Below are 21,809 nucleotides of genomic sequence, written 5' to 3'. Positions count from 1 at the left end.
ACGGGGGTCGGACGGGTAGGGGTGTTCCGCCGTCATCGTGCGTGCGGTACCTGCACCCGCGCGGGAGCTCGTTGCGCCCCGGTCAAGAGGGCGGCGGCGAGGAACACGAAGGGGTAGGACGGTGCCGAGACGAACACCGGTGCGGCCGCGGACTCGGCCAGCAGGAGCGCGAGCCATCCGAGCCCGGCCAACCGCAGCCAGCGCCACAGCGGTTCGGTCTCCGAGTGCCACCCACGCAGCAGCGCCACGACGAGGCACACCAGACCCAGCACGAAGCACGCCGCGCCGAACCAGCCCGTCTCGCCGTACAGCGCGGGCCACTGGCTGTCGTTGAGGAATTGTCCGGAGTCCGGACCGGGCGCGAGACCGTACCGGGAGTCGAAGTGCAGCCAGTAGTACCAGGGGCTGTACGCGTCGGCCGCCGTCGAACTTGCGTAGCGGCCGAACCCCGCCCCCAGGGGGAACGTCGCCGCCGCCACCGCGAGCCCGCCCACGGTCAGTTCCGAACGCGCGGAGTCCTGCACGACGTAGGCCGTGAAGTCGGTGGAGGCGAGCTCCCACACGACAGGGGCGGCAGGCAGCAGCACGGCGGGCACCAGCATGGCGACGAGCAGGGCACGGCGCCGCGTCAGGAACGGCAGGCACAGGAGAGCTGTCGTCAGGAGCAGTCCCAGCAGCGACTTGACCTGCAGCGTCAGGAACGCCAGGGCCGTGCACGAGACGAAGACGGCCATCACCACTGGCCGCCGTCGCACGAGGAGCATGTAGGCCAAGGCGCCGACGGCGAGGACACCGCAGAAGCGGCTGAACGCCGCAGGCCGGCCGAAGGGACCGACGAGGGCGGGTAGACCGAAGGGGCCGACGGTGCTGACTCCCGCCACGATGTGGCTCCACGCCGCCGGCGCGATGAGGTTCACCGCACCGCTGAACACCGTGATCGCGGTGATGGGCAGGGTCAGCAGCAGCGCTCGTCGCACGAGGCCGGGGGGCCAGTCGACCTGCGCCACGGCGAAGGCGAAGAGGACGCCCTTGACCGCCGCGAAGGCCCCCTTGAGGGCGAGACCGTTCGGCACGTCCTGGGCGACGGCGCTGATGAGGCCGAAGGCCAGGAACGCGAGCCACCACGCCGATCCCGGGAGCCACCGGAGACCGCCGCGGACGACCAGCCGCCGTGCCGGGAGGGCGATGGCGCAGAACAGGACGAGACCGTCGTCAGCCACCGACGCCGAGCCACCGGCGATCGCCTGCAACGGGGTGGAGAAGACGACGACGATCAGGGTGAGGCCGACCAGGGCCTGCGGGACCCGCACGGTCAGGACCACGAGGACCGCCGCCCCCACGACCGCGACCGGAGCCAGCGGACCGAACCACAGGAGCCCGACGAGGACGATCGTGACCACGAGGGCACCGGGAACGAGCCAGCGATCGGCCCGTCCCGGGAGGCGGGTGGTCATCGGCGAGGACGTCGCCATCAGACGCCGGAGCGGCGGGGGAACCGGAGCCGCAGCCAGACGAACACGCCCGCCACCGCGAGGCCGACGGCCGCGGCGGCTAGGAGGTTCAGCAGCAACCGGGGGGAGGTGGGAGCTTCCGGCACGAGGGGCCGCTCGACGACCTCTCCGGTCATGACGGCCTGCCCCGCCACGGTGCTCTGGGTCCCCACCTGCGTCAGCAGGTTCTCGGCCACCGCGTTGGACAGTTCCGCGGCCTCGCGGGCCTGCCCAGCGCTGACGGTGATCGTGATGATGGTCGTCTTGGGCACGGGCGTCGCGCTCGTGTCCTCGGCCAGCGTGGCGGAGTCGGTGTCCACCCCCGCCGCGTCGATCGCGGGGTCGAGGACCGTCGGCGTCGTCGCCAGCGCGGCGTACGTGTCGACCTGCGCAGTCGCCAGCGCCACCGCTTCGGCCGCCGGGACCGTCCCCTCGGGCGCCGGGCGCAGCAGGACCTTGGACTCGGCCGCGTAGGTGCGCGGCAGGAGGGCCGTCACCGCAGCGCCAAGGACGATCGCCAGGACGACGATGCCCACGGCCACGGCGGCCGTCCGCCGCGTGCCCGGGTCGCGCCGGTGGCCGTTCGGGGTGGCGCTGCTCTCCAGCGGGGACTGGGTGGTGCTGGTGTCCGTCACAAGTTCTCCTGGAGGAAGGTCGACACGTCGCGGCGGACGTCGTTGTGCAGCAGGGCGGAGCCGTGGGCGTCGCCGTCCACGAAGACCTCCCGGTGGACGACGCCGGCCTCCTGGAGGGCGGCGGCCATGGCCTCGGCCTGTTGGCGGGGCACGAGTTCGTCGGTGCCGTTGACCAGCAGGACGGGCGGGTCGCTGGGGTCCACGTGCGTGATCGGCGACGCCTCGGCGGCTTGCGGGCAGTCGGTGGCCGAGGTGCACCCGAGGTAGGTCAGCACCAGCTGGACGGCCTGGGGCGAGGGGTCTCCCAGGGCCAGGGCCGAGTCCCGCAGGTCGGCGACCCCGCTGAGCGAGACGACGGCCTTGACCCGGGTGCCTGTGTCGTCCCGTCCCTCACCCGCCGTCGCCGCGGTGAGGGCGAGGATGGCTCCGGCGGAGCTGCCCAGCAGTGCGATGCGCGTGGGGTCCAGGGAGTACTTCTGCACCTGGGCCGGCTGCCGGAGCCACTCGACGGCACTCTGCACGTCCTGGACCTGGGCGGGGTAGGTGCTGGCGGGGGCGAGCCGGTAGTCGATGCTGACCGCCACGACGCCCGTGCGGGCGGCGGAGTCGCACAACCCGGCGGACCCCGACTCGGTCCGGTCCCCGCTGTTGAACCCGCCGCCGTGCAGGATGACGAGCGAGGGCAGCGGTCCCGTCGCTTCGCGCGGCAGGCAGGCGTCCAGCCGCAGTTGCTCGTCGCCCCGGGTGGCGTAGACCACGCCCCGCTCGTGGACGACGGCGTCCGACCCACCGATCCGTTCCGGCTCCTGCGACCGGGGGGTCGAGGAGGAGCAGGAGGTCAGAAGAGCCGCGACGGTGACAGCTGTGAGCATCGGTCCGAGGTGAACCATGCGCTTCAGCATCGGGTCCCTTCGCGGTCGGGGTGGCGCGCACGGGCGAGGTCGGTCGCGCGGCGGACGACCGCGGGGGCCGTTGGGCGGTTGCCGGGAGAGACTCCACCCTGCTGTGCGACTTTGTACCACCTGGGGGAGCGCAGTGGGGGCTCCCCGGCGGCTGGTGCGGTGGAACTCACCCGATCTCCACAGGACCGTCGCTCCGGAGGCCCGACTCACGTACTCTGGCCGTCCACTCCCCAACGTGCCCTCGGAGGCCCCGTGAACGCCTCGCGCCGTCTGACCTGGGCCGACCAGGTCAAGGGTCTCGCCATCGCCATGGTGGTGGTCTTCCACGTGTCCCTCTACCTGGATCCCGTCGGGGTGGACGCGGTCATCGGGCGTCTCAAAGTTCCCTTCGAACTGTTCCCGATGCCCGCGTTCTTCGTGATCGCGGGGATGGCGGCAGCGGGTCACGGACGTCTCGGCGTCAGCGCGGTCCTCCGCCGCCGGGTGCTGCCGCTGGCGTACGTCTACTTCCTCTGGTCGCTGCTGCGGACCGTCTTCTACCTCCTCGTCCCCGGCCTGCAGGGCGGGCTCGGCGACCTGCCCGCCGATGAGTGGCGAACTGTTGCGCTGCTGCCGGTCTGGCCGAGCAGCAGCTACTGGTTCCTGTTCGCGCTCGCTCTCTTCACGATGCTCCGGCGGCTGGTGGCGGCGCTACCCCCCGCGGTGCAGCTTGGGGGTTCGGCGGTCGTGTCCGCGGTATTCTCATCGGGGATCGTGCGGGTGGACAACGTGGGCTGGACGCGCATCGGATCCTTGTTCGTCTTCTTCGTCGCGGGCGCGCTCCTCGCCCCGCGCCTCAAGCGTCTGGTCGACGCCAGCCGGCCTTGGCACGTCCTGCCGATCGCTCTGGGTGTTCTGGTGTTCACCGCTGCGTTGCTGACGGGGTTGCGGCACGTTCCCGGGATCACCCTCGCGGGTCAGGTTCTCGCCGTCGCCGGCGGAATCGTGCTCGTCGCCCACCTCCCGGTCGGGCGCGTCAGGGACGGCCTGACGACACTCGGGCGCAACTCCTACGGCGTGTACCTCCTGCACCTGTTCCCCATCGTCCTGGTGACGAGCGCGTTGCGGCTCGTGGACCCGGCCTGGCCCCGCCCCGTGGACGTCACGGTGCAGCTCGGCCTGAGCGCCGCCGTCCTGTGGTTGTCGTGGCGCCTGGCCCTGGTGGCCACCCGGTTCCGGTGGTTGTTCGCGCCGCCGGAGCGTTTCGTGCGTGCCGGCCGGTCGCGACGGGAACCGCGTTCGACGGTCGGCGCGAAATGACCTCTGTCCAACGAGGAATCGTGCCGGGGCGGCACGACGGAGGGGCGGGAACCACCGGTTCCCGCCCCTCCGTCGTGCTGCCGCACCGTCAGCGGCCCGGGTTCAAGACCCTTCGCGCAGCGACCTGCGTTCGAGCGCGTCGAGCCACACCTTCTCGAGCTCGGGGTGGATCGTCTCGGTGCTGTAGTTCCGCCGGGCGGCGTCGACGGCCGCGGCGGCCGTCCGGGCACGCCACTCTTCGTCGCTCACAGCGCGCTGCAACGCCTCCCGCAGCGCGACGACGTCTCCAGCGGGCACGACGGCGCCCCGCCCGTCACCGAGGACCTCGGCCAGACCGCCCACGTCCGTGGCGACGACGGCGTTCGCGCGAGCCATCGCCTCGAGGACGAAGACCGGCATGGCCTCGCCACGGGAGGGCAGGACGGCGACGCTCGACCGTTCGAGGAGTTCCAAGAGTTCGGCGTGCGGGACGGCGCCGAGGAACTCGACGGATCCCGCCCTGGATGAGTCCCCACCGGGGACCACGTCGGGATCGACCACGGGCCCGACGACCAACAACCGCCACCCCGCCGCGTCGACGCCAGACCAGGCCTCGAGCAGGACGTCGACACCCTTGCGGCGGCCGACCGCGCCGCCGAACACGACGAGGCGTTCCTTCGATTCCCCTCGACCCATCGCGACGGCGTTGGGCACGAGGGTGATCCGGGCCTCCGGCACCAGCGTCCGCGTGACATCTGAGGATTCCTGCGACAGCGAGACGATGTGGTCGGCCGCGCCGAGGACAGAGCGCACGAGCTTGGGCCGGCGTCGGGCGAACGCGGCGAAACTGCTGCCGTGCAGGTGGGCCACCGTGGCCAGGCCGAGCCGGTCGGCGAGCCGCAGCAGCGTACCCTCCCGCAGGAAGGAACCCCCGGCGCTCAGGTGCGCGGCCACCACCGAGGAGTCGCGCGGAAGCCGTGCGAGCGACAGCCCGGCGCGGGCGGCGCGGGCCGCCGAGGAGACCACGGCACCAGGGTCGCTCCGGGTCACGAGGAGGTCGACATCGACACGGTCGAACCGGCCGGCGAGGTAGCCGTTGAGGACCTGGGTCATACCCCCGGCGATCTCGCCGGCCCGGCCGAGGTGGTGGACGCGCGCACGGTCCGTCCTGGATCGGGGACGCCGGCGGGGAGAACCTGCCGCTCCCACGGTCTCCTGCACTTGCTGCCGGATGGCGCGCAACCCGGTGCGGGCTTCGAGCAACCGGTCGAAGAACTCGGCACGGCGCTGGGAGAGTTCGGCGAGGCGGGTCGCGACCTCTTCCGCGTCCCGGCTCGACAGGTCGAGCTGGACGTCGTCGACCCCGACGGTCGACAGGTGGCGCTCGAGCTTCGGTGCGGGTTCGACGAGACCAGCGACAGGCACTGCACCCTCCGTGAAGGCGGCGATGACGACGTGGAGACGGTCGGAGACGACGACCTCCGTCCGCCGGTACAGCTCCCGTAGGGCGCGTTCCTGCACGTCGTGCCCGACGGCGGTCTCCCAGCCGAGGAACTCCCCGCCGAGGGCGTCGGCGAGCCGGCGGGCACGGTCGTGATCCTTCGTCACCTGGGTCACGGCCCAGATCGTCAGACCGCGTCGGCGGGCGAACTCTCGGATCCCCTCGAGAGTCTCGGGAGAGGGGTAGGGCCGGTCGCCGTCGCCGCGCAGGGAGACGACCAGGACGTCCCGGAGGGTTCCGGCGCGGCCCAGCTCGACGTCGCTGCTGCCTTCGCCGAAAGCCAGGTCGGGCATGCTCGAGCCCCGCAGGTAGGCCGCTGTGCAGTTGTCCCGCCAGAGGGTGAGGTCGGACAGGGCGATCGAGGGGCGCATCAGGGCGCGGGGGAGCGGGGCGAAGGACCGAGCCCCTACGCCGACGCGCACTGCGCGCCCGCGACGGGTCCGCAGCACGCCCAGCAGCGGCAGGACGACGAGGTGCTCCTTGAGGCCCACGAGGGTCAGCTGGATCTCGCCGGGTTTGAAGGCATAGGCGGCCCGACCTCGGACGGCCTCGGCCAGGGCGGCCGCGTACCAGCGGCGCAGGCTCCGGTGCACGACGTCCTGCGGCTGCAGCCCCAGGTCTGCGTCGTACCCGTCGGGGGACGCACCGACGTACACGTTGAGCGTGCCGACCTCGCGCAGCCAGTCCAGGAGCTGGCGGCGGAGGATCGCGTCACCGATGTTGTCGTAGGCGCCGCGGCCAACGGCGAACACTTGCGGCACGAAAAACCTCCAGAAGGGTCCATCGTCGTCGGATCCGGCGGTCCGGTCGCACCCGGGAGGGGGCTTCTAGACGAGGACGCCGTCGGCCCGCGCCGATGGTAGCGGTTCGGACGGCTGAGGCACAGGCCTCGCTACGCGGCCCGGCGGCGGTGGTGTCAGGCGAGCAAGCGCGAGGACGGGTTCAGCAGGCGCACCTGCACGGGCCGGGGAGCGTGCGCCAGGACCGCCAGCGCCACGCGCTTGTCCCGCCGGCGGGCGAGCGTCACGACACCCCGCACCCCGATGCGTCGCCGGAGAGAACGCAAGAGGGACCGCGAGGTCGCCTCGTCGTAGGCGCCGCCCAACGCGTCCTTCACGCCCGACAGGGCGATGTAGCGCAGGCAGAAGTAGGCGAGGGCCGGGTTGTCCTCGGCGACACCGGCCCGTCGTGCTGCGCCCAGCACGCTGCGCTCGACGACGGCCAGGGACTCCGCACGTCGGCTGCTCGAGGTGATGACGGACCCGGCTCGTTTGAGGTAGCGGTAGACGACCGCGGAGGTCGGGACGACAACCCTGGCCTCCGAGAGGGCGCCGGCGACGAGGGCCAGGTCGGACTGCACGTGGGCGGGGGGGAACTCCACCTGGAGTAGCAGCCGCCGGCGAAAAAGTTTGTTCCAGAGGTGGCCGGTGATGTCCCCGGTCAGGAGCATTTCCACTGCGGCGGAACCGGTTACGCGGCCCGAACGGGGTGAGGAGATGCGTCGCACCCCACCCGTCATGGGTACCAGTTCGGCGTCCGCCACGACCATGTCGACGGTGTCGTCGTCCCGTCCTGGCGTCACGCCGGCCGCGGCGAGGAGGTTTCCCACCGCGTCGTCGGGCCACTCGTCGTCGGAGTCGACGAACCAGACCCACTCGCCCTTCGCCGTCTCGACACCTCGACGACGTGCTCGCGCAACACCGGAGTTCTCGGACTGACGGACGAAGCTGATGCGGTCGTCCTGCGCGGCCACGAGCTGGAGGGCCTGCGCCGAACCATCGCTCGACCCGTCGTCCACGACCACGACCTCGAGCCTCGTCTCGGCTGGGAGTCGTTGCCGTAGAAGCCGTGTGACGGCGGACGGAGCGTGGTCGACGTCGTTGTAGACCGGGAGGACGACGCTGACGAGAACCATGGGTCAGGGGCCAATCGATCGCGGTGGCGCCGGACTCGGAACCATCCGGTGGGGTTTCAGAACGGCGCGGGGTATGCAACCAGAGCTCGAGGGGTCCGCGCAAGGGACCGCGAGCGGCCGTCGTGCCGGTCGAGAAACAGTGCCGCTCGTGGATAGCACAGTGCGAGCGCTCTGTACCAGCTGTGGGTCGTGTGACATTCCCGATCATGGGCGGTGCAGGTTCGACACATTTTCTCCACTACGCTCCCAACGGAACTACGAGCCGGAGCCTCTGTGAGCCCTGACAGAACGGCGGCCCGCCGCGTCCCGCTCCCCCGATGACGGTCAATCCCACGAAAGGTTCGAGGTGCCATGACTGCGCTTCTCGTGGCCAACGGCGGTGGTCACATCCGTCAGTTGCGTCAGCTCGCCCCCCGACTGCCCACCGGACCGGACCGCCACTGGATCACCATCGACACGCCGCAGACCCGCTCCCTGCTCGCGGGAGAACGCGTTTCGTACCTGCGGAACTCCGCCCCCCGGGACGCGGTGACGGCGGTGAAGAACGCGGTCAGCGCCCGCCGGTTCTTCCGCGAGGACGACGTCGACTTCGTCGTGAGCACCGGGAACAGCCTCGCGGTGGCCGTGCTCCCGCTGGCCGTGGCCCGGCGCATCGACACGTACTTCATCGAGAGCGCGACCCGCGTCTCCGGTCCCAGCCTCAGCGGCCGGCTCATGGCGATGCTCCCCGGGGTGCATTGCCTCACCCAGTACCCGCACCTCGTCGACGCCACCTGGGGCCACGGCGGATCCGTCTTCGACGGGTTCGAGACCACCCCCCGGACGCCGCGCAGCGGCCCGCTGAAGGTTGTCGTCAGCGTCGGTACGCACGAGAGCTACGGGTTCCGCCGCCTGCTCGAGCGCATGGTGCAGATCCTCCCGCCGGACGCCGAGGTGCTATGGCAGACCGGGGCGAACGACACCTCGGGTCTGCCCATCGACGCTCGGCCCTTCCTGCCTTCCAACGAGTTCGACTCCGCATTGCGCGAGTGCGACGTCCTCGTGGGGCACGCGGGTACGGGAACCGCCCTGGCGGCCATGAGCAACGGTCTCGTCCCGGTGCTGCTGCCTCGTCGGCAGGAGTTCGACGAGCACATCGACGACCACCAGCTCCAGCTCGCTGGGTACCTGGCCGAGCAGGGGTTGGCCATCGTCCCCGGTGAGGAGGGCCCCGCGCTGGAGGACCTGCTCGCGGCGGCCCGCCTGTCCGTCCGCGCTCTGGCCGCACCCCCGCCGTTGCGGCTCCCGGCGCCGCGTCGCCCGCTGGCCGTGACGCTGCCCACCGCCGACGTGACGGCGGGCCGAGCTCCGGTTTGACGCCGGGGCCTCGGATGAGAGCCCGGTCCTTTGCGGGGGACCGGGCTATCATCGTACCGGGGGTTTATCGTCCTCCGGGTCTGACCCCGTCCGTGAGCGACGGTGAGCCCACCGTCCGGGAACGGAGCCGGGGTCAGGCGTCGGCGGTGTCCAGGACGGTGTCCACCCGTAGGCCCGCGAGGTTCCGCCGGGAGAGTCCGGTCACCATCTCCAGGTTGCGCTGCAGTGCTTCGCGCGTGGGAGAGTCATCGGGCAGGACGCGGTCTACCAGGTCTGGCACGTGAGCGGAGAACCCCGAGCGGGGGGCCAGTTCCAGTTCCGGCGTTCCCAGCAGACGCATGAGCCCCTCGACCTTCCCCTGCGTCGCCAGGGTCACGGCGGGCACAGCTGACATGGATGCCATGACGGCTAGGTGCATGCGGCCGGTGACGACGAGCGTGGCCCGCGCGGCGAGTCCGCGCACCTGGGCGGGCGTCAGGAGCTCACGGACGACGGTGACCTCGTCCGGGGAGAACCGCTCGGCCAGGGCCTCGCAGGCGGTGAGGTCATCGCTGCCCGTGCGCAGCACGTGCGGCAGGAGCACGACGCGCAGCCCCCGCGCGAGCAGGTCGCGCACGACGACCTCGTAGTCGCCGAGGAGGTCGGCGCGTTTGGCGATGAGTCCGCTGGCGTTCACCAGAGCGGTCCGGGCACCCTCGGGGGCGTAGCGGTCCGCAGCCGCGTCGTCGCGGGTCCGGGCCGAGAACACGACGTCGGCGACCGGGATCACCGGAGACACCCCGTCGGCGGCCAGGCGCTCGGCCGAAACGGGGTCGCGCACGAGCAGACGGACACCGGCGCGCGCGGCGCGGCGCAGTTCCCGTCGGGCGGCCGTCCGGGGCCGCTCGCTCCAGCTGAACCCGACGACCCGGGTGTCGACACCGGCGCGGGCCGCCGCTGTGACCGTGCTCGCCCGTCGGACGGATGCCGGGAGGGAGTAACGGCCGTCCATGACGTCGGCGCCGATGAGGGAGACGTGGGACGCGCGCGCGAGCGCTTGCCCGAAACGGCGCACCGAGGCGCGGTGCGCCGTGCCGGTGCCGTAGACGAGGTGCGGGACGTCGAGGAGCTCGACGCGCTCGGCCAGCGGAGCCAGCAGCGTGGGCGTTGCGCCCGAGGTGGCGAGCAGGACGGGCAGGTCGCTGCCCTCCAGGACCGCTTCGAGCAGGGCCTGGTCGCCGATGTTACCCGCCCCCGGCGCTGCCACGACGAGGTGGCGACGTCCGTCGTGCGTGCCGGCTAGGGCCGCGGAGCGGACGGCCCTGCGGTGTGTCCGCCGGATCGTGGAGCGGTCCAGGGCCGTCGGGACACCCGAGGAGTACCAAGCGCGGATGAGCAGACGGCGCGCGACGGCGCGCGTGGCGCGACCCCGGCGAGCGGTGTGGCCGCTGCGGGGCGCCGGAACGGCGCCCGTACCCGAGCCTGCGTCGGAACTCTTGCGGGACTTCCTGCGGGACAACGTTTTCTTCACTGCGCCTACCTCACGTCGATAGCTGGGGACCAGAGCGAAGGCGATCGCGGCGGTCAGCGCTACGGCCAGGCCACCGACGACGAGGTCGAGCACCGGGGGGAGCGTGACGACGTGTGTGGCCCCCCAGGACGCGGCCCCGGCCGTGGTGGCCAGGAGCGCACCCTGCAGGCCGTTGCGGGCCATCCGCCCGGTGGGAACACCACCGAGGCGCCGCAGCCACCACAACGAGAGGGGCCACCCCGCGAGGAGCGAGCCGGCGTAGGCCGCCGCGGTCCACGTCGGTCCGAACGCCGCACCGATGCAGATGGCGACGACGAACAGGGGACGCGTCGCCAGGGAGTACCGCAACTGCGATCCGGTCAGCCCGCGCGCTTGGAACACCCAGCTCGCGGCGTAGGTGGCGGCCTGCATGAAACCGGCCAGCAGCAGGATGCGGAACAGGGGCACCACGTCGCCCCACTGCGGCCCCAGCAGGACGCGGACGGCCGCCGGGGCCTGTGCGAACAGGACGGCGAACACGAGGCCGATAAGGGTCAGCAGCGCCAGCTGGCCACGCAGGAGCATCCTCGTGAACTGCTTCGGGTCGTCCTGGACGCGCGACAGGATCGGCAGGGCGACGCGGGTCGTGGGGGCCTGGATCTGCACGAGCGGCATGGTGACGAGCTGCTGGGCCCGGTTGTACAGGCCGACCGTCACCGGGTTCCCGGCCAGGCCCAGGGCCAGGGGGGAGGTGTAGTTCACGGCGTTGTTGAGCAGCGTGGAGCCGAGCAGGGCGGACCCGAAGTTCAGGAATGGGCGTACCGATGCCGTACGGTCGATCCGGCCCGGCCGCCACCGGCTCCACGCGAAGACGAGGACGAGCGCGAGGGACTGGGCGCTGATCCACTGCGCCGCCAGGGCCCAGTAGCCGCCGCCGAGGGCCGCCACGGTCACGGCCACCGCGACCCCGGTGACCTGGCCGAGCAGTTCGGCCCCGCTCAGCCGGCCGAACTGCAGGGAGCGGGCCAGCCCGGCCCGGTACTGGGTCGAGATCCCGTTGAGCACGAAGATCCCGGACATGACCACGGCGATGAGCGTGAGCCGGTCGTCGCGGTAGACGTGGGCCAGGACAGGACTCAACGCGCACAGCAGCAGCGCGAGGACGAGGCCGATGCCGGTGTTGATCCAGAACAAGTTGTCCCGCTGGCCGCGGCTCAGCGTCTTGGCCTGGATGGCCGCGGCCGACAACCCGAAGTCGCGGAACACCTCTCCGGCCGACACGAGGACCGTGACGATCGCGACGAGACCGTAGTCGTGGGGGGCGAGCAGGCGTCCCAGCACCGCGAGACCGATGACTTGGACGACGAGGCGGACCCCCTGCGTCCCGAGGGTGATGACCGCCCCCCGACCGGCGGCCCGGCCCAGACTGGGACTCATCGACACTCCTCCTGTCCTGTCACCTCCGCCGGGACCCGGACAGGAGTCGGCGGTACACGGCGAGGTGGGCTGAGGCCACCACGTCGGGATCGTGCGCGCTGAGGTCCGGCGTCCGGGCGGACGACCCAGCGGTCTGGGCTAGGGCCTCACTGAGCGTGCTGGCTGACAGGTCGCCATCGTACTGGATGATCCACTCCGGACCCACGGTCTGCGCGAGGGCGGTGTTGGTGGGGGAGCGGGGAACCAGGACCGGGCGCCCGAGTGACAGGGCTGCGAGCAGCGTCCCGGAGTTGTGCATCTGACCCCGGTAGGGCAGGACGACGAGCTGGGAGCGGAGGATCTCGGTGGCCAGCTCATCGTCGGCGAGGTACCTGAGCACCGCGGTGACGCGGGGGTCGCGTGCGACGACGGCCACGACGAGCGCGGCCTGGCCGGGGTGCGGGTGGCCTGCGACGTGCAGGGTGGCCCCGGGCACCTCGACGTCCTCGAAAGCTGCGAGGAGGCCTTCAACCCCCTTGTAGGGGCGGATGATGCCGAAGTGCAGGAGGCGCCCCGGCACGGCGTCCGGCGCCGCGGTGGGGAGGGCGTGCCCGTAGAGGTGTCGGTAGTGGGCGTGCGGGATCATGACGCGTTCTCGGCCCACGCGGACCGGGCTCGCACCGGTCATCGTGAGCGAGACGTCGACCTGCTTCGCGAAGCGTTCCAGCACGCGGTGCTCGGCCGCCGGCCCGTCCTCGTGCGGTTTGACGTTGTGGGCGGTCCACACCAGCGGGATGCCCCGGCTCCGCAGTCGCAGGAGCAGTACGTCCAGCAGTCGCCGGCGCACCACCCGCAACCAGGGCCGCCGCGTGTCGCGCACCAGCAGTTCGGGCCAGTGGGCGTGCAGGACGTCGTAGCGACCCATCAGTGCTGCGCGCCAACTGAAGTAGGCGTACTCGACGCCGTCCGGAACGCGGTCGAACACCAGGTCGGCGTACGTGGTGCCCCGGTAGGTCGTGGGCCGCAACGTGTGGAGCACGCGCACCGGGGCCTTCCGTTCGAGGGCGGGTCGCCCGGCAGCCCTCCAGGGCAGGGTCACGACCATGCGCGGAAGGTGCTCATCGTGTCGGTGTGGGTGAAACCGGGAACGGTGTGCCCCTGGTCGTGGTACTGCACCCGGACGTCGGTGGCGACCGGACGCACGAGGTTGACCAGTTTCAGCCCGTGCGAGGCCGGCGGAACGATGGCGGCCAGTGACGCGACCGTCTCGCAACGCTTACCCGTCCATGCGTCCTGGGGGGTGCGGGCGGGGTTCGTCGGCGCGACGAGAGCGGGGTCGTTGCCGTAGGCCGACCCGATGCGGGCCGGGTCGCGGGAGTAGAGCTCCTCGTTGTCGTAGGTGGCGTTGGCCAGGTAGATGCCCCGCTGCTCCGGGACCGTACTTGTCGCGTAGGCGTAGGGCATGAGCGATCCGCCGCCAGGATTGGCCCGTGCGAACGCTGACCCGACTCTGAAGGTCGAGGGCACCCACGTCGACCACCTCGACTGCAGGCCGATCGCTTTCTGGCGGGTCCAGGTCGACGGCCCGCCGAATGCGGGACAGGTCGAGGTCATTCCCTGGTCCACGCACAACTGCACCGGGTAGGCGCCGGCGCCGTCCATGGCGGTGTGGGTGCTGCCGCTGGCGTGGTAGAACCACACGACCACACCCGGCGTCGCGCCGGTCAGCGCCACGGTCCACGGGGTGGAGAGTCGGGCGGTGTCGCCGTTCTGCACGACGTCGATGACCTCGTAGGACCGCTTGCCGATGCGGGAGACTTTCGTGGCGGTTCGCCGGACCTCACCCGGCAACGTCGGGATCGGGGAGTCCGCAGCGCGGGCCCCCGCCGAGCGGATCAGCGCGACGCCACCAGCTACCGCCCGGACCAGCGCGGTCCGTCGCCCGACCGCCGTCAGGTTCCGGGTCGCAGCGGCCGTCTGCTCGTGCGCCATGGGGGTCACCAGTCCTCGTCTGGGTCGGGCTGAACGGGACCGGCGGGTCCTTCGAGATGCGGTTCCGGCGGCCACCCGCCGACGGGAAACTAACTGAAGGCTCAACCCGGCGGCAAGCAGATCGGCGACGTCGCTCTGCGTCGCGACGGGAAGCGTCGATGGGTGGCTCGTCGCGCGCCCTGCAGGACGTGACTGAACGTCGTAGCTGACCAGCGGAGGGTCATCGAGTCGGCGGTGAGAACAGGTCGCCAACCCCGGCTGAACCTGAATCCACCGTCGGATGATCGGTGAGCTCGTGGTGACCTGCCGAAGGCAGGTCACCACGAGCAGGGCGTGAGGTAGCCGCCGACCGGGTGTCGGCTCTTCCGCTGCGGTTCCTGGTCGTGCCCTCTCGGGCGGTGGGCGTCGAGCGGTGCTCAGGTCCGGTGGGCCAACACCAGCTGCAGGCGGGCGATCTGAGCGATCGCGGCCAGCACGTTCACCACGCGGGACTGCCAGGGCCAACCGGACGGGGCGCGCAACCGCAGCCTGCGCGCCGAGGAGGCGACCCGAGCCGGCAGGCTGATCAGCTCGCTTCGGATCGTCGCCGCCCGTTCACGGCAGTGCCCCGGTCCGGCCAGCACCGCGATCGCGCGGGTCAAGTTGTGGGTGATCGCCGCCAACACCAACCAGGCCGCGTTGGCCTGGAACTTCCCCGACGGCAGATGCGCCAGCGGCCCGTCCTTGGGCTGGGCGATCACCGACTCGATCACCGCGTGTGCGCGGTGATCCTTCTCGGCGACCAGCATCGGCAGCGGGGAGTCGGTGAACACCGCGTGGTAGCGGTAGGTGTCGAACAACTCGCCCTGCCCGTGACCCACAACAGCGGGGTTCAACCGCTTGACGCTCCGGACGATCAACCGCGCGGTGACGTGCTCAGCCTTCGGCCGGCCGGTGAACGCCGTGTAGGTCGTCTCGGCGACCTCGGCATCAGAGGGCCACCGCTGGTCATCCTCGTCCCAGACCGCGTCGGTGTACTCGATTGGCGTCCAGGCATCCCCGCCGATGCCCCCGATCGCCTTCTGGACAGCAGGATTGCTGCGCGCGGTGATCGAGAACCGGGCCCGGCCCCGGCGGACGGCGGCGACCACGGCATGGCCGCAGTACGCCGAGTCAGCACGCATGATCACCAACCCGGTGCTGGTGCTGGTGGTGCCGGTGCGTTTGAGGGTCGCCAACGCATCATCCAGCAGTTTCGGTGCGCCCTTGGCGCTGGCGACCGACCCCTTGCGCAGCCGGGTGCCCAGGATGATCGGGGTGCTGGTCGAGGTGGTCGCGGTCACCAGCATCGCGTTCAACCCTTGGACCTTGGAGTAGCCGTAGCCGGCGCCCTGCTTGGCGTAGCCGTAGGTCTGCCGGATGGTGTCATCGACATCGACGTAGACCAGCTGATCGGCTCGGTCGTCGGCTTGGTCATCGGCATCGGCCAGCAGGGGCGCGCCGGCTGCGGCGGTCACGGCTCGCAGACCGGTCAGGAAGCGGGCCGCGACCGCGTTCAACTGTCGGACGTGGCCATGGGTGAAGGCCCGCAGGAAGTTCCCCAGCGTCGAGGGAGCGCGGACGTCGTCGAACAGTTTCGTGTTCGCGTCGTGACGCAGGACGTCCACAAGGCCCCGGGACGACGGTGGGAGCGTCGATGCTGTCGGCGCCGGTGAGCATCCCGGCGACCAGGCCGGTAGCCTTGGCCGCAGCGTTCGGCGATCCGGGACCGGCCAGGGTCAGGTGCGTGCTGAGCAGATCGCGCAATCCGGCGCTTTGGGCCAGCTGCAGGGCCGGGATCAGCCCGGCATGGGTGGTCAGGTTCGCCTCGTCAAAGGTGATCGAGGAGGTCGCCGAGGCGGGGGTGAGGGCGTGCGAGACTTGCATTCGGCGGGTGTCTTCCCTTGCTGCTGCGTTGGAACCGTAGAGAAGTCCCATCGTTGCAGGTCAGAAGCCACCCGCCGCCTCACGTCCCGACCCGTGCATGATCACCGAGCGGTGGATCCAGGCTGAGACTCCGCCCCCGAATATCCTCACGCGACGCCATCGATCGCCGGGAGCGTGCTCGTGTCGCGCCTCGGGGACGACACATGCATCGCTCTCTAGTGGTTTAAGTCCCCGGCGTGCGGCATCGTGGAACCACTCAGTGGTGATTCAGGACCACGAGCGGAAGGTACTGATCATGTCGGTGTGGGTGAATCCGGGGACGGTGTGGCCTCCGTCGTGGTACTGCACCCGGACGTCGGCGGCGACCGGACGCGCGAGGTCGGCCAGCTTTAGCCCGTGGGCGACCGGCGGCACGATGAAGTCGGCCTCAGACACGATCGTCTTGAAGCGCTTACCCTTCCAAGCAGCCTGCCCGATGCGCGCCGGGTTGGTCGCGGCGATCTTGGCCGGGTCGTCGTCGTACGCGGACCCGATGCGGACCGGGTCGCGGGAATAAAGCTCCTCGTTGTCGTATGTCGCGTTGGCCAGGTAGATGCCGCGTTCGTTGGCGATCATGCCGCGGGCGTAGGCGTACGTCATGAGCGAGCCGCCGCCGGAGTTCGCCCGCGCGTAGGCCACCCCGACGCTGAACGTCGCCCGCACCCAGGCCGACCAAGCCGTCTGCAGAGCGATGGACGTCTGGTTGGTCCAGGTGGAGGGTCCGCCGAAGGTCGGGCAGATCGATGTCGCCCCCTGGTCCACGCACAGCTGCCCCGGGTAGGCGTAGGCGCCGTCCATGGCGGTGTGAGTGCTGCCGTTGGAGTGGTAGAACCACACCATCGCCCCGGGCTTCTGGCCTCTGAGGGCCGCCGTCCACGGGACGTAGAGCCGGGCCGTGTCGCCGTCCTGCACGACATCGATGACCTCGTAGGGCTTCTGTCCGATGCGCGAGACACGCGTGGTGTCCCGCCACGCCTCCCCGGGCAGCGTGGGGATGGGCGAGTCGGTGGCGCGAGCCGGCGTGGGCCGGGTGACGGTGAAGGCGCCGATCGCGGCCAGCGCGAGCGCGGTGCGGCGACCGATCGCGGCGGAGCCTCGCGGGTGGTCAGTTGTCTCGTGCGCCATGTGTTGTCCTCAGGTCTCGTCCGGGGAGCCGACAGGGGACCCAGCAGCTCTTCGGGACGCGGTCCCACCCCCCTCGACGACCGGCAAAGTAGCTGAGGGTTCAACCCCGCTACAACCAGATCGGTGAGATCGCTGTGGGTGATCCCTGACGCCGACGGGATCGGCGGTGGCGCCAACGCGCACCCTCAAGTGACTGCTTGTTGTGGTCGATGAGCAGAACGTGATGGCAGCGGCGGTGTCCCGGCCCGGCTCGGCCCGTCCCACCCTCCCGCGGAGCACCCGGACAGTGAGATCGAGAGGTGGGTTGGTGACCGACGACGTCCTGCACCTGGTGCGCCGCGCCACGTGGGGCCCGACCCCGGGACTCCTCGAGGAGGTCGCGGCCAAGGGGCCCGCGGCCTGGTTGGAGGAGCAGCTCCGTCCGGCCTCGGTCGGCGACCCGGTCTGCGACGCGTTCCTCGGCCTGTTCCCGCGCCTGAAGCTGTCGATCGCCCAAAGCCGTGCACGCTTTCGGCACGGTGACTGGGGAACCATGCAACAGCTGAGCTACGCGACGATCGGCCGCTACACCTGGAGCCGACGGCAGCTGTTCGAGGTGGTCTGCGACTTCTGGTCCAACCACCTCAACGTCACGAACCCGGTGACCGCCCTCTTCGCCGACCGCCACGACTACGACGCGAACGTCGTCCGGCGCCACGCCTTCGGGAGTTTCGCGGACATGCTCGTCGCGTCCTCCCGGCACCCCTCGATGCTCACCTACCTCGACGGGCGGTTCTCCCAGGTTGGGTCGATCAACCAGAACTACGGCCGCGAGGTCCTGGAACTGCACACCGTCGGGGTGTCCGGCGGGTACGACGAGCACGCCGTGGACGACGTCGCGCGCGTCATGACCGGCTGGACGTTCAAGGGCGACGGCACCGCCGTCTTCGACCCGCGCCGCCACGACGCCGGGGCCTTCTCGGTCCTGGGCTGGTCGACGGGGGTGCACAACACCGCCGCCGGTCCGCAGGTGCAGGAGTCCCTCCTGCGTCACCTCGCGGCCCTGCCTGCGACGGCCCGCCAGATCGCCACCAAACTGTGCCTGCGGTTCGTCTCGGACACCCCGCCCGATGCGCTGGTCACCCGGCTCGCCGGGACCTACCTGCAGAACGGGACGCAGATCGTCCCCGTCCTGCACGCCCTGTTCGCCAGCCCGGAGTTCGCCGCCTCCGCGGGTGCCAAGACCCGCCGTCCCCTGGAGGGGTACGTCGCCGCCGTCCGAGCGCTCGGGGCCATGCCCGGGACCGAGGGCGCCGGTGGTGCCGACGTGCTCTTCACCCAGGCCCGCAGCCTCGGCCACGCACCACTGAGCTGGGCACCCCCGAACGGTTACCCCGACGTCGCCGCGGCCTGGGTCTCGGCGGGGTCGACCCTGCGGCGCTGGAACGCCAACCACGACCTCGTCGTGCGCCGCAAGCCCGCGGACCTGCGGTGGCCGGCGTCCGAACCCCTGCTCACCTCCCCGCCGCGCACCTGGGGCGAGTTCGTCGGCACCCTCGTGCAGCGCCTGCTGTACCGGCCGACCACCCCGCGGGAGGCGTCGGCGCTGCTGCAGTTCTGCGAGAAGCAGGCCGCGTCGCCCGTGGTCCAGGGCGACCCCTGGTTGACGACACGTTTCCCCGCACTGGCCGCCATGGCCCTCAACGCTCCCGCGCACATGGAGAGGTGACACGAGAGATGTCGCTCGCCCACGCCCCCCTCGACCGCGCCTGCGACGAGGGGCGCCGCTGGTCCGCCGCGGCCGTCCTCAACCGCCGCACGATGCTCAAGGCCCTGGGTGGCGCCGTCACTCTGGTCGCCACCGAGGCCGTGCACACCCAGGTGGCTCTGGCCGCGCCGGGGTACACCGGGGACACCCTGGTCGTGCTGTCCCTGCGTGGAGGTTTCGACGGCCTGTCGGCCGTCGTCCCCGGAGGTGACCGGGCCTACTACGACCTGCGCCCCACGATCGCGGTGCCGAGGTCCCGGCTGCTCCAGCTCGACGGGACGTTCGGGTTCCACCCCTCCCTCGCTCCGCTGCTGCCGTTGTGGAAGAAGGGGAACCTCGCCGTCGTCCACGGCGTGGGTTCCCCCGACCCCACGCGGTCGCACTTCGCCGCGATGGCCGAGATGGAACGGGCCGCACCGGGGACGTCACTGCGGACGGGATGGCTGGACCGCACCCTCGGCGGTCGCGGAGTTGCCCAGGACGACGCCTTCGCGGCGGTCCAGATCGGTAGTCCGACGGCTCCGCAGTCGCTCGCTGGGCCTGCGCCTGAGCTGGCGACGAGTTCGCTGTCGGGTTTCCAGCTCACCGGTCCGCGCGACGACGCGGACCGCCGTCGCTGGTCGACGTGCCTGTCCACGCTGCACACCCAGGGTCCGACGACGATCGTTGCCCCCGGCCGCACCGCGCTCACGGCCGCTGACCGGCTGGCCACCCTGCCGGGGGCCGCGGCGACGAGCCTGTACCCCGCGGGCGACCTCGGCGAGTCGCTGGCCGACGTCGCGCGGCTGGTGAAGGCCGGCGTGGGCGTGCAGGTGGCCACCGTCGACTGCGGTGACTGGGACATGCACGAGAACCTCGGCGCCGCCGGTGACGGCTGGATGTCGGACAAGCTGACCGAGCTCGCGAAGGCGCTCGCGGCGTTCGCCACCGATCTCGGGCCGGCGCTCAGCAAGGTCACGACGGTGACTATGTCGGAGTTCGGGCGCCGCGCCGTCGAGAACGGTTCCGGTGGCCTGGACCACGGGCACGGCAACGCGATGTTCGTCCTCGGCGGCGGGGTCAACGGCGGCAAGGTGTACGGCGCCTGGCCGGGCCTGGAGGACGACCAGCTGGTGGAGGGGGCGCTCGCCGGGTCGACGGACTACCGCGCCGTGATCGGGGAGGTCTTGACGCAGCGCTGCGGTGCGGGCAGCCTCCAGGACGTGTTCCCCGGCCTGGCGACCGGCTCCCCGCTAGGACTTGTCCGCCGCGGTTGACACCGGCCTCGCGGGCGCGTCCGGTGACCGGGGTGTGAGCCGGGGAAGGGAGAAGACCCTCCGGCGTCCCCCGCAGCGCCCGCCGCACCCCGAGCGAGAGTGCCGTGGCGAGGACAGTCAGCGCCAAGGGCAGGACCTTGGTCGCCGGCCGCAGCGCTCCGCGCCAGCCTGACCGACAGCGTCGTGAGAGCCAGCACCGACAACGGCGCTCGGCCCAGCTTGACAACGCGACCGGCCGGGAGCAGGCCCAGGGCGAGCCCGGCGCCGGCGAGCACGGTCAGTAGGACGGCCACCGCGACGACCGGGGCCAGCACCCGCGGGACCGCCCGCAGCAGGGTACGGCCGTGGTGGACCGCCACCAAGAAGACGACGTTGGCGCCCGTCTTGTCTCACCCGGTGTTGCCGGTGGACAGCAGGTCGGTCGTGAACACAGTTGAGACCAGGACGCTCACCCCGACGGCTTAGCGCCGAGGGCGAGGCGCGCGTCAGTCGGACCCGCGCGGAGTACAGGGCGAGCGTGTAGAGGAACCAGAGCCCACCGTTGGGGTGCAGGAACATCGAGACGGGTTCACGTCAGTTCTAGGGGTCGCTCGAGGGCAGCACCCAGGGCACGACCTGGAAGACGACGAAGCGCACGAGGGACCAGGCGACATAGAGGTGAAGCAGCAGGACGATGCGCCGGCGGAACAGAGCCGACCACGAATCCGTCAGCAGGCGCCCCCCGAACAGGACCGAGGCGAGGAAGAAGGCGGGTAGGCAGATTGAGATGGCTAGGACTCGCGTTGCCTCGGCCTGCCACCCGGGGGCCAGGTCGAGGGGTTCGAGGAACAGTGCCGCGTGGTAGGCGACGACCCCCGCCATGGCCAGGTCTTTCGCGACGTCGCCCCTCCCAGTCGCAGTGCGCAACTCGCGGGCCGGTCGTCAGACCGTTGCGGGGACGGCGCTGAGGTCATCGTGGTCTCCCTGCGGTGGCCCCCTTTCTGAGGGTTCCGGGTCGCGACGGTCCACGGCCGGGAATCGGGGGTGCCCGACGGGCGGCACGATGGTGTCGAGCGTCGAAACGCGTTCCGGTGTGTTTTGCGTCATACTCTTGAGCTGCAGCTGGGTGGCTGCTGTGCGCGTCGTGCGGATGACTGTCATCGGGTGTGGGTATCTCGGCGCTATCCATGCGGCGTGCATGGCTGAGCTGGGTCATGAGGTCATCGGCATCGACGTCGATCCGGAGAAGGTCACCGCGTTGCAGGCTGCGCGGGCCCCGTTCTTCGAGCCGGGTGCGGCGCTGGCGTGGAACCCGGAGTTCTTGCGTGAGGGGCACGCGGTGGAGGACACGCTGACCCCGGACCGGCTGGTGTACGGGGTGCCGGGTGGGCCGGGCAGCACTGAGGGCAAGGCGGCCAAGGCGCTGCTGGATGAGGTGTACGCGACCCCGTTGGGTCGGGGGACGCCGTTGATCGTGACCGACTACCAGACCGCTGAGCTGGGGGCCGATCAGACGTTGACGTTCTTGCGGGAGGTCGACTCGATCAACATGCGTCGGCGGATCCGGATGGTGGACCTGGCCCGGGAGGTGTGCGAGGGGTCGTTGATCGGTAAGCGGGTGGCGGTGCTGGGGGCGGCGTTCAAGCCGCTGTCGGACGACATCCGTGACTCCCCGGCGTTGAACGTGGCGGCGCAGATCCGTCTTCAGGGTGGGGACGTGGTGTTGACCGATCCGGCGGCGGTGGACAACGCGCGCAAGGCGGTGCCGGACATCTCCTACGCGG

The 21,809-nt window shown here is 71.2% G+C and carries 15 protein-coding genes and 1 pseudogene; 5 read left to right on the top strand and 11 right to left on the bottom strand.

Features of this window, described 5'->3' with window-relative positions; genetic code table 11:
• Positions 1–32: 32 nt before the first annotated feature.
• The 3 genes from AB2L28_RS03155 to AB2L28_RS03145 are packed head-to-tail and all read right to left on the bottom strand — an operon-like array spanning position 33 to position 2,997.
• Positions 33–1,454 (bottom strand): hypothetical protein, encoded by a 1,422-nt coding sequence (locus AB2L28_RS03155; protein ID WP_370717286.1) that lies wholly within the window; start codon positions 1,452–1,454, stop codon positions 33–35.
• Positions 1,455–1,471: 17 nt separating this feature from the next.
• A complete protein-coding gene (locus AB2L28_RS03150; RefSeq protein WP_370717285.1) occupies positions 1,472–2,125 on the bottom strand; it encodes a YveK family protein in 654 nt (217 codons plus the stop codon).
• Entirely contained in the window at positions 2,122–2,997 is an 876-nt protein-coding gene (locus tag AB2L28_RS03145) for an alpha/beta fold hydrolase (protein WP_370717284.1), read from the bottom strand. Before AB2L28_RS03145 ends, AB2L28_RS03150 begins: the two co-directional genes overlap by 4 nt.
• 282 nt (positions 2,998–3,279) lie before the next feature.
• Between AB2L28_RS03145 and AB2L28_RS03140 the strand changes: the two genes are divergently transcribed.
• Positions 3,280–4,326, top strand: coding sequence for an acyltransferase family protein (locus AB2L28_RS03140; RefSeq protein WP_370717283.1), 1,047 nt, complete (start codon positions 3,280–3,282; stop codon positions 4,324–4,326).
• 102 nt (positions 4,327–4,428) lie between these two features.
• Here AB2L28_RS03140 and AB2L28_RS03135 read toward each other — a convergent pair whose 3' ends face one another.
• Positions 4,429–6,567 (bottom strand): glycosyltransferase, encoded by a 2,139-nt coding sequence (locus tag AB2L28_RS03135; protein ID WP_370717282.1) that lies wholly within the window; start codon positions 6,565–6,567, stop codon positions 4,429–4,431.
• A 155-nt stretch (positions 6,568–6,722) separates the two neighbouring features.
• A complete protein-coding gene (locus AB2L28_RS03130) occupies positions 6,723–7,721 on the bottom strand; it encodes a glycosyltransferase family 2 protein (RefSeq protein WP_370717281.1) in 999 nt (332 codons plus the stop codon).
• 351 nt (positions 7,722–8,072) lie between these two features.
• Between AB2L28_RS03130 and AB2L28_RS03125 the strand changes: the two genes are divergently transcribed.
• Complete coding sequence (locus tag AB2L28_RS03125) at positions 8,073–9,077, top strand: glycosyltransferase (protein ID WP_370717280.1); 1,005 nt, start codon at positions 8,073–8,075, stop codon at positions 9,075–9,077.
• Between the two features lie 133 nt (positions 9,078–9,210).
• Here the strand turns inward: AB2L28_RS03125 and AB2L28_RS03120 are convergent, their stop codons facing one another.
• From AB2L28_RS03120 to AB2L28_RS03100, 5 genes and pseudogenes are all read right to left on the bottom strand, one after another.
• Positions 9,211–12,003 (bottom strand): oligosaccharide flippase family protein, encoded by a 2,793-nt coding sequence (locus tag AB2L28_RS03120; protein WP_370717279.1) that lies wholly within the window; start codon positions 12,001–12,003, stop codon positions 9,211–9,213.
• A gap of 19 nt (positions 12,004–12,022) precedes the next feature.
• Positions 12,023–13,027, bottom strand: coding sequence for a glycosyltransferase family protein (locus AB2L28_RS03115; protein ID WP_370717278.1), 1,005 nt, complete (start codon positions 13,025–13,027; stop codon positions 12,023–12,025).
• A gap of 50 nt (positions 13,028–13,077) precedes the next feature.
• A complete protein-coding gene (locus AB2L28_RS03110) occupies positions 13,078–13,833 on the bottom strand; it encodes a hypothetical protein (RefSeq protein ID WP_370717277.1) in 756 nt (251 codons plus the stop codon).
• A gap of 557 nt (positions 13,834–14,390) precedes the next feature.
• Positions 14,391–15,879: pseudogene (locus tag AB2L28_RS03105) on the bottom strand (IS1380 family transposase).
• A gap of 267 nt (positions 15,880–16,146) precedes the next feature.
• Positions 16,147–17,043 carry a hypothetical protein gene (locus AB2L28_RS03100; protein ID WP_370717276.1) on the bottom strand — a complete coding sequence of 299 codons (897 nt, stop codon included), beginning with the start codon at positions 17,041–17,043 and terminating at the stop codon, positions 16,147–16,149.
• Between the two features lie 307 nt (positions 17,044–17,350).
• Here AB2L28_RS03100 and AB2L28_RS03095 point away from each other — a divergent pair, with 307 nt between their 5' ends.
• Together AB2L28_RS03095 and AB2L28_RS03090 are read left to right on the top strand one after the other, a co-directional pair.
• Positions 17,351–18,751, top strand: coding sequence for a DUF1800 domain-containing protein (locus AB2L28_RS03095; RefSeq protein WP_370717275.1), 1,401 nt, complete (start codon positions 17,351–17,353; stop codon positions 18,749–18,751).
• 8 nt (positions 18,752–18,759) lie between these two features.
• The gene (locus tag AB2L28_RS03090; protein ID WP_370717274.1) at positions 18,760–20,046 is read left to right on the top strand and encodes a DUF1501 domain-containing protein; all 1,287 of its coding nucleotides are present in this window, start codon (positions 18,760–18,762) and stop codon (positions 20,044–20,046) included.
• A 579-nt stretch (positions 20,047–20,625) separates the two neighbouring features.
• Here the strand turns inward: AB2L28_RS03090 and AB2L28_RS03085 are convergent.
• Positions 20,626–20,952, bottom strand: a complete 327-nt coding sequence (locus tag AB2L28_RS03085) for an acyltransferase family protein (RefSeq protein WP_370717273.1) — start codon at positions 20,950–20,952, stop codon at positions 20,626–20,628.
• Positions 20,953–21,169: 217 nt separating this feature from the next.
• Between AB2L28_RS03085 and AB2L28_RS03080 the strand changes: the two genes are divergently transcribed.
• A partial coding sequence (locus tag AB2L28_RS03080) for a UDP binding domain-containing protein (RefSeq protein ID WP_370717836.1) occupies positions 21,170–21,809 on the top strand: 640 nt, incomplete at its 3' end.

Source organism: Kineococcus mangrovi (genome assembly GCF_041320705.1).
Taxonomy (GTDB): domain Bacteria; phylum Actinomycetota; class Actinomycetes; order Actinomycetales; family Kineococcaceae; genus Kineococcus; species Kineococcus mangrovi.
This window is presented reverse-complemented; position numbering and strand designations above follow the sequence as displayed.